We start from the raw sequence: 12,923 nt of genomic DNA, 5'->3' as shown, positions 1-12,923 counted from the left end.
GTCAAGGTCGCCGTCGAGGACGGCCAGGAGGTCCAGGAAGGCGACCTGGTCGTCGTCCTGGAGGCGATGAAGATGGAACAGCCCCTCAACGCCCATCGCACGGGCACCGTCAAGGGACTGACCGCCGAAGTCGGCGCCTCCATCTCCGCCGGCGCCGTCATCTGCGACATCAAGGACTGACGGCCGGTCGGTGCCACCGGGCCACGGGACGCGGTGCCGCCGGGCCCCGGAACGCGGTGGCACCGGCGGCGCATCGGGAACGGAGCCCGCGCCGGATCCACCATTCCGCCCCGCCCCGGGAGCGGTGGATCCGGCGGCGTCGTGCTCATCGGAGGCCCGTGGTCCGCCCCGGGCATCGGGACGGGGACGGACCGCGCATCGGGACGCCCCGCGTATCGGGACGGACCGGGCTCCACCCGGCAGCACCGGGCCGGGAGCGCGGCCCCGGCCGGGCAGGAAGCCCGGCAGCAGGGGCTCGTCAGGAAGAACCCGTCGGGCAGGGGTCCACATCCGGGTTGGGCACCGCGCCGGAGGTCTGCCACAGGGTCTTCGACAGCGCCTTCACCCAGGCACCGTCCCGGTAGGAGTGGTTGATCGTGCGGTTCAGGAACTCGCACATCTCGGTGTCGCCCTTGCGGTAGCCCACCCCGTAGCGCTCGGTGCTGAAGGTGTCGCCGACCACCTTCAGGGCATCGGGCGCCTGCGCCGCATAGCCGAGCAGGAGCGCCCCGTCCGTGGTGACCGCGTCGACCACGCCCTTACGCAGCCGCTGGACGCACTCGGTGTACGTGCCGTAGGGGACCGGCTTGGCCCGGTACTTCTGCTCGACGGTCTTGATCGAGGTGGCCCCCGCGGCGGAGCAGACCTTCTTGCCCTGGAGGTCCTTCGGCCCGGAGATGCTCTTGTCGCCCTTCTGCACGAGCAGTTGCTGGCCCGTGACGTAGTACGGGCCCGCCATGCCGACCACCCGGCGCCGCTCGGGAGTGATCGAGTACGAGGCGATCACCAGGTCGACCCGCTTGTTGCGCAGATAGGACTCCCGGTTCTTGGAGACCGTCTCGACCCATCGGATCTTTTCCGGAGCCAGTCCGAGCTGCCCGGCTATGATCTTGGCCATCTCGACGTCGAAGCCCTCCGGGGTCGTCGCGCCCGGCTTCTTGTAGCCGATTCCGGGCTGGTCGAACTTCACGCCGATCCGGATCCGGTCCGCCTCGTGGATCTTCTCCATCGTGCTGCCGGCCGGGAAGGCGGGGTCCGTTGCGACCTGAACCGAGTCGTCCGCTTCGGGGGCGTCGCTGCTGCACCCGGTGATGGTGAGGGTCGCGGCGATAGCTGCGGCGAGACCCATTCTGCGGACGGTCACGATGTACTCCCTGAGGGTGGGATCGGGCTCCCCTGAAGATCAGGGGGCGACAAGGCTCCGGAAGCCCGGAACCACACGGAAGGTCCTGGTCGTACGCGTGCGCGACCGGTCGGGAAGTCCCCCGAGGGCGGTCCGCTCACCGGTACCCACACCCTCTTCACGCTGCTCTCCCCGCCCCTTTACGCAGGCGCCACCATGCCTACACGCCTTTGTGTAGTCGGTACTACAGCAGACTGCGGGTATCTGCGCCAGAATTGTTGAGCACTCCGTCGATCAGTACACGAGATCGTGACCCTCCGGCGGGCTCGCCCGTGTGGCCCGGGAAGCGGACGAAGACCTTCGGGCGGCGTCCGAACGGCTGCTGGGCTGCGGGTTCCAGCCGAGCGAGGGTGGGTGCAGGGTCATTCCGGAATGCACCGCTCTGCTCCTGGGCTTCCCGCCCCGGCGCCCCTCCCGTGCGGACGGGTACCGGACGGCTTGCGGGTGCATCCGCACGGACGGGCCGAGGGGCTGCTTTTGCCTCGGCTCTGTGTGAGCCTTGTCGTGACTTCTGCCGATGTCATCGGGCAAAGGCGGAGGTTCTCGAAGATCTGCAACAACAGTGATGGGGGTCAGCTGTGTGCGGACGGGGTGGGTCATGGCGTCGCGCGAGAGCGTGGACCGTGGTGCTGTCGGTGGCCGTGCTGCTGCTGGCGGGGTGCTCGTCGGGTGAGGACGGTGCCGGGGCGTCGCCCAGTGCTTCCGTGAGTGCCTCCACGACCGCCGCCGTCTCCTCCGGGCCGCCCACACCGTCACCGTCCACCCCTCCGCCGTACCCCACCGGCAGCGCCGGCTGCCACCGGAACACGTCCTGGAGCACGAAGAAGGCGGTGGCATGGCTGCGGCTCAATGCCGAAACCCCCGGCTCCGCGTTCTCCGTCACCCAGGACGCCGTCGAGCTCGAACGGTCCTCGGACGGCTATGGGCCGCTGTGCAGACCGCTGACCGTGCATGTGGAGATCTGGAAGCTCGGCTACAGCGCCGCCCGCGGCGGGCCGGTCTCCCGTGAGGACCTGCTGAAGCACCGGTCGCGGCCGGACTACTACTTCGCGATGACCCTGGTGAAGCGCGCGCGGTTCCGGGCCGACGGCCGGGAGGCCCACACCGTGCGCTTCCCGCGGAGCGTGCGGGCCGCCCGTCTCGGCGCCTGCACCGGTTCCCTGGTGGCCGTCTCCGTCGGTGGCCCGCTCGCCGCACGGGAGCTGCCCCGGGACATCAGCACCACCACCGGGAACGGGCCGCTGGACCGCGAGGACGTCGGCTTCCGGACCGAGCGCGTCGCCGAGTACGGGCTGACGGCTCCCTCCGCACCCCGGATGTGCGGGCCCGACGGCCGTCCGACCGCGACCCCGTCCCCCGGAGGTGTCGCGCCCTCCTTCCCCGGCGGCCTCTCGCTGCCTGCCCCGCCGCGCCACGGCTGACGCCCCCTCCGCACCTCCGCACCGGATATCCGGTGACTGGTGGGGAGTTCGGGGGCGGGTGGGTGACGGCGTGCCGGGTGACGGTCCGTCGGCGATCACTCGACGATGCGGAACGGCCTGTCCCGGGAGGGGGGTTCGGGGCCGTCCTGCGCCCCGGCCGTGTCCTGCTCGCCCGTACCGTCCATGCCCTCGGAACCGGTCCCGCTCGGTCCGCGCAGCGCGGCCAAGGCCTCCACAAACGTTTCGCCGGTCACCTGCATGCGGATTCTGGCGAGCTGTTCGACATCGTCATCTCTGGGCACAGGAGCAAGCTTAAGAGGTCTTATGACCGACTCTTGTCGCCAGTCGTTCGGATAAAGGGGAAGTTACGGACGTGTTGGCGCCGCGCTGAGTCGGATGGGCCCCGGGTCCGTACTGATCGGCGTGATACCGCTGCGGGCGGATGTCGGGTCCCGGGGCCCGGGGCGGTGTCACGACCGGGAGAGACCGACGGACTGATGCGGCACATCCCCGAGGGCGAGCGTGCCGGTGCGCGGCGGAGAGGACCGCCGAACCGTGCGGATGACTCCCACGTCCCAGCTCTTTCTTTCCACTGCGAGGTGAACGCATGTCTCGTGCAAGGCGCACCAACAAGAGTCGTGTTCTCGGTATCGGACTGGCAAGTGCGGGTTTGATCACCGGTGTTGTGGCCACCGGAGCGGCCATGGCGGGGGAGGGCGGCGAGCCGTCCGCGGCCGCCGCGAAGAAGCCGGTGAAGTCCGCCTCGTGCCTGTCGGCCGACGCGCCGTCGTCCGGGGTGGTGGCCAAGGCGCAGCAGGGCGGATCCGTCGATCTGACGCGGCTGGACGGTCAGGTGGCGGGCCTGCTCGCCGCCGCCGGAGCCGAGGCGGACAGCCTGCGGAACCTGGACGACGCGCTGCGTGCCGTCCCGTCCCGCGAGGCCGGAGTGGTGATCGACGGCGTGAGGATCGGCGGCGACAAGGCGCCGACCGTCCGGGTGAAGTCACTCGACGGGCGGGATCCCGAGGACTGGGCCAAGGCCAATCCGAAGGCCGACGTCGGGCGGATGAACGCGCAACTGGCCGCGGTGAACCGGAGCCTGGCCGACATCTGGTCCCAGACGGGCGGCCTCGAAAACCTGCAGGCCGCCTTCGGTCAGATCGCGATCAACAGCAATATCGACATCGATGACATCGATATCGACGACATCGAGATCGATCTCAAGAAGGCCGACGCGGATCAGGTGAAGGTCCGGATGAAGTCCGCCGGCTGCGGGGCGGAGCAGGCCGCGCGGGAGTGACCCACGGGGTCCGCGCCCAGGACGGCCGACGGGAAGCCGTCACCGGGGGGAACGGCCCCACCCGTCGGCCCGCCTGCGGTTCCACGCCCCCTCCTCCCGGGGGGGGCGTGGAACCGCACGGTTCCCGTCGGCGTGAACGGTCGCCGCCTGTACGGGCGTTCCACACCTGCCGACCGCGGCGCACCACCGGCCGGAGCCACGGGCCGCTCTGCGTGCACCGCCGGCGCAGGCGTGTCGCTCTGACCCCGACTCCACGCCCCAGGAGGGAAGTTGAGGCGTCAGGGGTCCCTGAGGGTCCCGGGACCACCTACGATGATCCCGGCGTGCAGGGGCAGGAGAGGACCGGTGGCATGGCGGACGAGATCCACGCGGTGGACCAGAGCACTCCGAGCATTGCCCGGGTCTACGACTATCTGCTCGGCGGCAAGGACAACTACGCCGTGGACCGGGCGATCGGTGACCGGTTCAAGGACGACATGCCGGGGTCCGTGGCGATCGCCCATTCCAATCGCGCGGCGCTCGTGCGTGCGGTGCGCGACATCGCGCTGAACACCGGCATCCGGCAGTTCCTCGACCTCGGCAGCGGACTGCCCACCGCGGACAACGTCCACCAGGTCGCCCAGCGCAACGCACCGGGGAGCCGGGTCGTCTACGTCGACAACGACCCCATCGTGCTGGCCCACGGGCGAGCGCTGCTGGAGGAGAACGAGGACACCTGTGTGATCCGGGCGGACCTCCGCGACCCCCGCCGCATCCGCGAGCACCCGGGCACCACACGGCTGATCGACTTCGACCGGCCGGTCGCGGTCATCCTCAGTGCGATCCTGCACCACGTCAACGACGAGGAGGACCCCGTCGGTCTGGTCGAGTACTGGCGCGATCAGGTGCCCTCCGGCAGCCACTTCTTCGTCAGCCACTTCCGCAGCGGCAACAATCCGGAGACCGCGGAGGCGGAGGCGGTGCTCCAGAAGACCTTCGGACGCGGACGCTGGCGCACCGACGAGGAGATCGCCGGCCTGCTGCCGGGCCTGGAGGTGCTGGAGCCCGGGGTCGTACCGACCGCGGCGTGGCGTCCGGACGAGGTCGCCGGCGTGCCGAGGATCGGCCCTCCGGACGCGGGGCTGTCGGTCTGGGAGCGGCTCATCGTGGCGGCGATGGCCAGGAAGCCGTAGCGCCGGCCGGTCACCCGCCGCCGCTCGCGGTCCGGGCCCGACGTGCGCGGTCCCGGGCGCCACGCCTGCCGTACCTGCCGCGCGCCGGGGCACCGCGGACGGGCCTTCCCGGGGGTGCCGCCGCACGCCCCCGGGGCGCGGACGGGCCGCGAGCGCAGGCCGGGCCGGAGCCTGGATGCTCACGGTGAGTGCCTATCCTCGCACGCTGCGGAACCGTGCCGGTGTTCCCGCGGCCGCGCCGGTACGCCCTGCCCGCCCGGTGCCCCGACGCCGTGGCCTCCGGCTCCTCCCCGCCCTGTCCGGCACCGGCCGAAACGTCGCCGCCCCCGGTACCGTGGACAACAGGCTGGCGGCCGTATGACAGCAGGGCCCGCCACGGGCCCGCGCCCCGGCCCTGGACGGCTGGCATGGGCACTCCCAAGAAGAACAGAGCACCCGCGAGCAGCACCCCGTTCGACTTCGCACGGACGGCCGTGATGCTGGTGGACACCGACGGTGTGGTCCGTGGCTGGACCGAAGGGGCCGAGGAACTCCTCGGGCACCCGGCACCCGACGCCCTGGGCCGCTCCCTCGCCCAGCTCTTCCGGTCGGTGGACGGTGACCAGACCCAGCACGAGAACGTCGCCACCCGGCTCGGCGACGCGGACGGCTGGAGCGGGACCCAGGCCGTACGGCACCGGCGGGGCCACCGGCTCGACCTGGAGGTGCGGATCCTGCCGGTGCAGGACACCGACGGCGACGCCCCGCGCCTGGTCCTCGCGGCCGACATGGCGCAGACGCCCTGGCCCGGGGTGAACCGTTCGCTGCTGGAGGGCATCTTCACCATGTCGCCGGTGGGCGTGGCCATGCTCAACACCGACCTCCGGTTCGTGTGGGTGAACGACGCTCTCGAAGTCATGGGCGGTGTGCCCCGCGAGGAGCGCATCGGCAAACGGCTCGGTGATGTGCAGCCGGGGCTGGCCGTGGAGGCCATGGAGGCGGAGATGCGCCGGGTGCTGGAGACCGGGGTCCCGTCGGTCGGATTCGAGTACCTCGGCCACCCGGAGTCGGACAGCGTGCGCGAACACGCCTACTCCACCTCCTTCTTCCGCCTGGAGGACGAGACGGAGGAGGTCCTCGGCGTCTGCTACATGGTGCTGGACATCACCGAGAACTACCGGGCCCGGCAGCGGCTCGCCCTGCTGAACAAGGCCAGCGAACGGATCGGCAGTTCCCTGGATGTGCTGCGCACCGCACAGGAGCTGGCCGATGTCGCCGTGCCCGACCTCGCCGACTTCGTCACGGTCGACCTGCTCGACGTCATGCTGTCGGGCGGCGAGCCGCCCCCCGGGCCGATCGACGCCACGGACCTGTCGACCATGCGCCGTTCGGGACAGAAGTCCGTCCGGGAGGGCTGCCCCGAGGCCGTGGTCGAGGTGGGTGGTCGCCCCGCCTACCCGGCGTCCGCGCCCGTCGTGCTGAGCCTCACCGTCGGCAGTTCGTCGCTGTACCCGACGCTGGACCTCAGTGCCGGGGAGTGGGCGGCGGACGACCCGGTCCGGGCGGCGCACCTCCGGCAGTACGGCTTCCACTCGCTGATGGTCGTCCCGCTCCGCGCGCGGGGCATCATCCTGGGCGCGGCCGCGTTCGCCCGCTGGCAGCCCAAGGGCCCGTTCCAGCCCGACGACCTGGTCCTCGCCGAGGAGTTCGTCAACCGGGCCGCGGTGTCCATCGACAACGCCCGTCGGTACACCCGGGAGCACACGGCGGCCCTGGCGCTCCAGCGCAGCCTGCTCCCGCACGATCTGCCCCAGCAGGGCGCCGTCGACGCCGCGTACCGCTATCTGCCGGCCGACTCGCGCAGCGGCGTGGGCGGCGACTGGTTCGACGTGATCCCGCTCTCCGGGGCGCGGGTCGGGCTGGTCGTCGGCGACGTCGTGGGGCACGGTGCCCATGCGGCGGCCACGATGGGCCGGCTGCGCTCGGCGGTGCAGACCCTGGCGGACATGGACCTGTCCCCGGAGGAGGTGCTGGCGCACCTGGACGACATGGTGGGCCGGGTCGCCGACGAGACGGACACCGGCCCGCAGGTGATCGGAGCCACCTGCCTGTACGCGGTCTACGATCCCGTCGGCCGCACCTGCTCGCTGGCCCGGGCCGGTCACCCGCCGCCGGTGCTCGTCAGCCCGACCGGGATCTCCCGGCTGCTCGAACTCCCCGCCGGACCGCCGCTGGGCCTCGGGGGGCTGCCGTTCGAGTCACGGACGCTTCCGCTGCCCGAGGGCAGTCTGCTCGTCCTCTACACCAACGGCCTGCTCACCGGGCAGGCGCTCGACGTCGACGGCGGGCTCAGCAGGCTGCACGCCGCCCTGGCCGCCCCGCAGGCGCCGCTCGAAGAGATCTGCGACGCCGTCATCAGCAATCTGCCGGGCACACGACCGGTCGACGACGTGGCGCTGCTGCTGGCCCGTACCCGCGCCCTGGGCCGGGACCGGGTCGCCTCCTGGGAGATCCCGGCCGATCCGGCGGCCGTCGGCGACGCCCGCGCCAAGGTGGCGCGCCAACTGGCAGTCTGGGGGCTCTCCGACCACGGGTTCGCCACCGAACTGGTCGTCAGTGAACTGGTCACCAACGCCATCCGGCACGCCGGGGGGCCGCTCCGTCTGCGGATGATCCGGGAGCGCGCCCTGATCTGCGAGGTGTCCGACGGCAGCAGCACCTCCCCCCATCTGCGGCACGCGCGGACGACCGACGAGGGCGGCCGGGGGCTGTTCCTGGTCGCCCAGCTCACCCAGCGCTGGGGCACCCGCTACACCCCCGAGGGCAAGACCATCTGGGCCGAGCAGCCGCTGGACCCCATCGCCTTCGGAGGTCACAACGGCCTCGGGGATCTGGTCGGTCTGCACACCGCCGACGGGCTCGGCTGATCGCGGCTGCGGGACAATGGGCGCATGTCCCGACGCAGCTCCCGCCCGCAGAAGTCCTCCGCCCGACGCCGTCCGTCGCCGTCCGCGGCCCCGCACCCCCGGACCGCACCGGACGCCCCCTGCCCCTGCGGGCTGCCCGCCGGCTACGCGGACTGCTGCGGCCGGCTGCACCACGGCGAGGCGTCCGCGCCCACCGCGGAGAAGCTGATGCGCTCGCGCTACAGCGCCTTCGTCGTCCGGGACGAGGCCTACCTGCTGCGCACCTGGCATCCCCGGACCCGTCCGCGCCACCTCGACTTCGACGCCGGGCTCCGCTGGGCGGGCCTGGAGATCCTGGAGACCGCCGACGGCAGCACCTTCCACACCACGGGGACGGTCACCTTCCGGGCCCGCTACACCGAGGAGGGCCGGCCGGGGGAGCTCCTCGAGCACAGCCGCTTCGAACGGCACGACGGCGCATGGGTCTACGTGACGGCGCTCGACACCGACTGACCGGTTCCGCACCCGGCGCCGTGCGGGAGCGGGCGCCGTCTCCGGTGCCGCCCGCTCACCCGGAGCCGGCCAGGCCGTCGTGCAGGGCGCGGGCAGCGCCCTCGACGGTGGCGATGCCGTCGTCCATGGCCGGATTCCCCTGGGAGAGCACGACCATCCCGCGGTCGTGGCCGTCCCCGGTGAACGCACCGATGCTGTGCACCCGCCAGCCCCCGGTGGACCGCGGCAGCCAGCCGTTCTTCAGCTGGACCGCCGCCGTACCGGGCGCCCCGGCGGGCACGCCCCACCGCTGCTCGGGAACCACCCGCCGCATCAGGCCCAGGGCGTACGCCCGTGCCGGCCGGTCCAGGACCGGATTCTCCGACGTGAGCAGGCGCAGCAGCCTCAGCTGGTCGCCGGCGGTGATCCGGGTGAGCCCCCAGTGCCCGTCCGCGCCGGGAACCGTGTGCCGCAGGCCCGCGAGCTCCAGGAAGTGCCGGATGCCGTCGGGCCCGATCCGGCGCCAGAGCTCGGAGGTGGAGGCGTTGTCCGACTCGGTGATCATCGCGGTGGTCAGCCGCACCTCCTCCGCCGTCAGCGGGTACCGGCGCTCCATGGCCTGCCGCAGCAGCGCCCCGAGGACGGTGACCTTGACCACACTGGCCGAGTCGAACGCCGCCTCGGCGTTGTAGGAGCAGCTGGTGGCGGTGGGACGGTCGTAGAACGCGACGGCGGAGGTGCCCGGGCGCCCGTGCAGCCGGTGCGCCAGATCCCGCGAGAGCCGCAGCGCCAGACCGGGCTGCCGGGAGGAGCAGACGACCTCGGCCCCGCCGGCCGATGCCCGGGCCGTGGTCGCCCCGGCGGGAGCCGCCGTCGCGAGCACGGTCAGCGCCGATCCGGCGGCGGCGATGGCCGCGAGCACCCGCCGGGGGCGGGATCCGAGGACCGGTGGGGCGGGGAGCCACCCGAGCCAGAATCGGGGTGATATGGGGGAATTCTCCATGTTCGGTGCGGTCTCGCTCTCCTGTCGTCGCCGAGGGCCTGTCGTCGCCGGGGCCGCGTCGGTTCGGAACCCGTGCTCACACCGGACGGGCTCCACGCGGATGTCGTACGGCGGGGTCGCGCCATGCTGTTGTGGCCGCGGTACGCGGCGCCGGTCCGGCCCGGTGGGTACCGGTGTACGCCCGGCTGCCGGGTGCGCCCTGGTCCGGCTCCGGCACTCCGGGGCCGGTGAGCGGCCCGGCTGCCGGCCCGGCACGGCTCCGGCGGGGTCGCCTGCTCCTTCCGACCGCTCAGTCCGCCTGCGCGGACGGCGGCGCACTCCGGCCGGGACGACTGTACGGGAACCGGGAGCGGCACTCGATCCTCGCAGGAGAATCCGGCGGCACCGTGGCCATCGCCATCGCCGTCGCCGCTGCCGGACCCCGGAGCTCACACCCGGACCAGCACCTTGCCCCGGTTGGCCGCCCGGTCGACGTACAGACTGCGGTAGGCGTCCGGAATGGCGTCGAACCCGTACCGGACCGTCTGCTCGTATGCGATCTCCCCGCGGCGGATCATCCCGCCCAGCTCAGTGCGGAGCGCCGCCCAGTTCTGCGGGGTGAACCACTCCAGCGCGAAGATCCCGCGGATCGTGGTGCGCGGGAACATGATGTACGGCAGCAGCCGCGGTCCCACGTGATCGGAGCCGACCTGGGTCGCCCACTGCCAGCACACCGCCACCTGGCTGTCCACGTTGAGCAGGGAGAACACCGCGTCCGTCACGCTGCCGCCCAGGCTGTCGAAGTACTTGTCGACGCCGTCCGGCGCCGCGGCCCGCAGCGCCTCGCGCACCTCGTCCGCGCCGTCGCCCTGCCGGTAGTGCACCACCGCGTCGAAGCCCAGGTCCCGCAGGTGGGCCGCCTTCTCCGGTGAGCCGGTGGTGCCGACCACCCGGGCACCCGCACGCCGGGCCAGCTGCCCCACCAGGGTGCCGATCGAGCCCGAGGCGCCACTGATCACGACGGTGTCGCCGGGGCGGACGGTGAGGAACTTGGTCAGCGTGCCCCAGGCGGTCATGCCCGGCCCGCCCAGGACGCCCAGCGCCGTCGAGAGCGGCAGCGAGGCGTCGTAGTCCTGCGGATCGAGCTTCCGGAAGGCCGGGAACACCATGGGGAAGGTGCCGGTCCGCCACAGCCGGGCCGCACCGTTGCTGATGAGGTGACTGCGCCAGCCGCCGAACCCCTGGACCAGCTCGCCCGGCCGGTGCGCCGCGCGCGGTCCGGCGTCGAGCACCTCCATGATGGAGTCCGCGCCCATGTGCGCCCCGAGCGGTGTGTCGAGACAGATGCCCTGGAGGTAGGGATCGACCGAGACGTACAGGGTCTTGAGGAGCATCTCGTCGTCCGCGAGGTCGACCTCGAGGTCCTCGGTCACCTTCTCGTAGATCCGGTCCACCTCGGGCACGCCCTCGACGTGCTCCCGCACCACCCACGTCCGGACCTCCACGTCATGCCTCCTGTCGGTGCGGTGCACGGAGCCGGCCCGCGGCGGCGGCCCCGGCGGCCGGGCCCGGGGGCGCCACCCGGTCGACGACATGGGTCGGCGGCGGCGCCGTACGGTCGATGTCCGCGGTGAACGTCCTGCCGTCGTCCCGGCAGATGAACTGCATGACGTGCCGGCCCGCCGCCGCGGCCCGGATCAGACCGCCGGTGGTCGCCCAGACGCCGGAGAGATAGAAGTTCTCCAGCCCGGGCAGCCCGGGGCCGTGCTTCTTGATCTGCTCCTCGAGCGTCTCGCCGCCCTCGACGAACGGCTGCCAGCCGAGCACCGTCCCGTCGTAGTTGCCGGTGTAGCGGACCTGGGTGAGGGGGCTCGACACATCGCGGACGGCGATCGAGTCCCCGATCCCCGGGTGGCGCTGCTCCAGAATCCCCAGCAGAGCGTCCCTGACGCGGTGTTTGGCGGTGTAGTACGCCTTGCCGCGGCGCACCGGCAGGGTGTGGAGCTCGGTGCCCCCGCGGACCCGGCTGGCCTGTTCCGGACCGTCGCTCAGCGCCCGCCACGGCGCGATGTCGCAGAAGTAGGTGGCGTACACCACCGTCGTCCCCTCCGGCGACAGCTCCGGGTAGTGCCTGCTGCGGAACTGGACGTTGACGCTCGGGTGGCTGATCCCGGTCAGCTCCGCGGCCTCGACGTCGCTCAGCAGGTGCGTGGTGCAGGGATCGCCGTCGGGGAAGGGGCGCCGCAGCCCGAGAAAGAGGGTCACATAGCCGGGGAACACCATGCCCGGCTGCTCGATGGTGCTGGTGTACAGCCTGCGGTAGGTCTCGTCGAGATAGCGGCCCTTGAGGAAGCGCATCAGCGTGGTGTGGCCGTCGCAGGCCGAGACCACGATGTCGGCCCGGACCTCGCTGCCGTCGCTGAGCCGCACCCCCGTGGCCCGGTCGTCCTCGACGAGGATCTCCTCGACCCTGGAGTTGTAGCTCACCTCGCCGCCGAGCCGCAGATAGCGCTGCTCGATCGACCTGCTCAGCCCCATCGAACCGCCCTCGGGCACCCCCGCCGACAGATTGGCGTGCGAGGCCAGCTGGAAGTAGAAGGGCAGCACCGGGAAGTTGGGGTGCTTCTCGTAGAGGATGAAGTTGAACGCCTCCCGCAGCAGCGGATCCCGGAACCGCGCCGAGTAGTCCGTCATCAGCGTCGTGATCGACTTACGGATGACGTTGATGTACGGCACGAAGGACGCCAGCATCCGCCAGCGTTCGAGCCGGCCCATCAGGCCGACCGGCTTCAGGAACGGATAGACCGCCAGACACTTCCGGAAGGCGCGCAGCCCGTCGCAGAACTGCCGGATCAGCCGGGCGTCCCCCGGTGAGAGGTCCACCAGGTGCGCTTCGAGCCGGTCCGGGTCGGAGTAGAAGCGGACCGCCCGGCCGTCCCGCCCGCGCACGATGTTGAACACATCGAAGTGGCGCATCCGTTTCCCCTGCAGCGCGCCGAGTTCGAGCCAGATCTGGTGCATCTCGTTGCCCGGACCACTGCCGAGCAGCCAGCTCACACAGCAGTCCAGGGTGAAGTCGCCGCGGTCCCAGGCCGTACAGCAGCCTCCGGGCACCTCGTGCATCTCGAAGATCCGGGTCCGGTATCCGTTCATCCGGGCGTAGCACCCGGTGGACAGACCACCGAGCCCCGCCCCGATGATGATCATTGATTCTCTGGTCCGCTTCTCGCGGGGCATGTTCCAGGGCCTCCTCGGCAAGAGCTCGGTCG

Annotated in this window: 11 protein-coding genes; 6 read left to right on the top strand and 5 right to left on the bottom strand. The window is 71.9% G+C overall.

What is annotated here, in order from left to right; translation table 11 throughout:
• On the top strand, window positions 1–180 hold a 180-nt coding region (locus ABT112_RS04585), incomplete at its 5' end, for an acyl-CoA carboxylase biotin carboxyl carrier protein subunit (protein WP_351505485.1).
• A 298-nt stretch (window positions 181–478) separates the two neighbouring features.
• Here the strand turns inward: ABT112_RS04585 and ABT112_RS04580 are convergent.
• Complete coding sequence (locus ABT112_RS04580; RefSeq protein ID WP_351505482.1) at window positions 479–1,363, bottom strand: glutamate ABC transporter substrate-binding protein; 885 nt, start codon at window positions 1,361–1,363, stop codon at window positions 479–481.
• Between the two features lie 743 nt (window positions 1,364–2,106).
• Here ABT112_RS04580 and ABT112_RS04575 point away from each other — a divergent pair.
• Window positions 2,107–2,823, top strand: a complete 717-nt coding sequence (locus ABT112_RS04575) for a hypothetical protein (RefSeq protein ID WP_351505480.1) — start codon at window positions 2,107–2,109, stop codon at window positions 2,821–2,823.
• Window positions 2,824–2,918: 95 nt separating this feature from the next.
• Here the strand turns inward: ABT112_RS04575 and ABT112_RS04570 are convergent, their stop codons facing one another.
• Window positions 2,919–3,125: a hypothetical protein gene (locus ABT112_RS04570; protein ID WP_351505478.1), complete on the bottom strand. Its 207-nt coding sequence runs from the start codon at window positions 3,123–3,125 to the stop codon at window positions 2,919–2,921.
• 305 nt (window positions 3,126–3,430) lie between these two features.
• On the opposite strand from ABT112_RS04570, the gene ABT112_RS04565 reads away from it, so the two are divergent.
• From ABT112_RS04565 to ABT112_RS04550, 4 genes are all read left to right on the top strand, one after another.
• The gene (locus tag ABT112_RS04565) at window positions 3,431–4,123 is read left to right on the top strand and encodes a hypothetical protein (RefSeq protein WP_351505476.1); all 693 of its coding nucleotides are present in this window, start codon (window positions 3,431–3,433) and stop codon (window positions 4,121–4,123) included.
• Window positions 4,124–4,473: 350 nt separating this feature from the next.
• The gene (locus tag ABT112_RS04560) at window positions 4,474–5,295 is read left to right on the top strand and encodes an SAM-dependent methyltransferase (protein WP_351505474.1); all 822 of its coding nucleotides are present in this window, start codon (window positions 4,474–4,476) and stop codon (window positions 5,293–5,295) included.
• Between the two features lie 407 nt (window positions 5,296–5,702).
• Window positions 5,703–8,201: a SpoIIE family protein phosphatase gene (locus ABT112_RS04555; protein ID WP_351505472.1), complete on the top strand. Its 2,499-nt coding sequence runs from the start codon at window positions 5,703–5,705 to the stop codon at window positions 8,199–8,201.
• Between the two features lie 24 nt (window positions 8,202–8,225).
• A complete protein-coding gene (locus ABT112_RS04550) occupies window positions 8,226–8,693 on the top strand; it encodes a YchJ family protein (RefSeq protein ID WP_351505470.1) in 468 nt (155 codons plus the stop codon).
• A 55-nt stretch (window positions 8,694–8,748) separates the two neighbouring features.
• Here ABT112_RS04550 and ABT112_RS04545 read toward each other — a convergent pair whose 3' ends face one another.
• The 3 genes from ABT112_RS04545 to ABT112_RS04535 all read right to left on the bottom strand — a co-directional run bounded on the left by ABT112_RS04545 (window position 8,749) and on the right by ABT112_RS04535 (window position 12,891).
• Window positions 8,749–9,675 (bottom strand): serine hydrolase, encoded by a 927-nt coding sequence (locus tag ABT112_RS04545; RefSeq protein ID WP_351505468.1) that lies wholly within the window; start codon window positions 9,673–9,675, stop codon window positions 8,749–8,751.
• A 428-nt stretch (window positions 9,676–10,103) separates the two neighbouring features.
• Window positions 10,104–11,159: an MDR family NADP-dependent oxidoreductase gene (locus tag ABT112_RS04540; RefSeq protein WP_351505466.1), complete on the bottom strand. Its 1,056-nt coding sequence runs from the start codon at window positions 11,157–11,159 to the stop codon at window positions 10,104–10,106.
• 1 nt (window position 11,160) lies between these two features.
• Window positions 11,161–12,891, bottom strand: a complete 1,731-nt coding sequence (locus ABT112_RS04535; protein ID WP_351505464.1) for a phytoene desaturase family protein — start codon at window positions 12,889–12,891, stop codon at window positions 11,161–11,163.
• Between the last annotated feature and the right edge of the window lie 32 nt (window positions 12,892–12,923).

The sequence above is a fragment of the Streptomyces sp. NPDC002055 genome (assembly GCF_040296705.1).
Classification (GTDB): Bacteria; Actinomycetota; Actinomycetes; order Streptomycetales; family Streptomycetaceae; genus Streptomyces.
Note: the sequence above shows the minus strand (reverse complement) of the source record. Positions and strands in the feature narration are given on the sequence as shown.

What these genes read in the sequence shown, in the direction of transcription:
- ABT112_RS04565 (WP_351505476.1), top strand. Translation starts at nt 3,431, where the DNA reads ATGTCTCGTGCAAGGCGCACCAACAAGAGTCGTGTTCTCGGTATCGGA.
- ABT112_RS04560 (WP_351505474.1), top strand. Translation starts at nt 4,474, where the DNA reads ATGGCGGACGAGATCCACGCGGTGGACCAGAGCACTCCGAGCATTGCC.
- ABT112_RS04555 (WP_351505472.1), top strand. Translation starts at nt 5,703, where the DNA reads ATGGGCACTCCCAAGAAGAACAGAGCACCCGCGAGCAGCACCCCGTTC.
- ABT112_RS04550 (WP_351505470.1), top strand. Translation starts at nt 8,226, where the DNA reads ATGTCCCGACGCAGCTCCCGCCCGCAGAAGTCCTCCGCCCGACGCCGT.
- ABT112_RS04545 (WP_351505468.1), bottom strand. Translation starts at nt 9,675, where the DNA reads ATGGAGAATTCCCCCATATCACCCCGATTCTGGCTCGGGTGGCTCCCC.
- ABT112_RS04535 (WP_351505464.1), bottom strand. Translation starts at nt 12,891, where the DNA reads ATGCCCCGCGAGAAGCGGACCAGAGAATCAATGATCATCATCGGGGCG.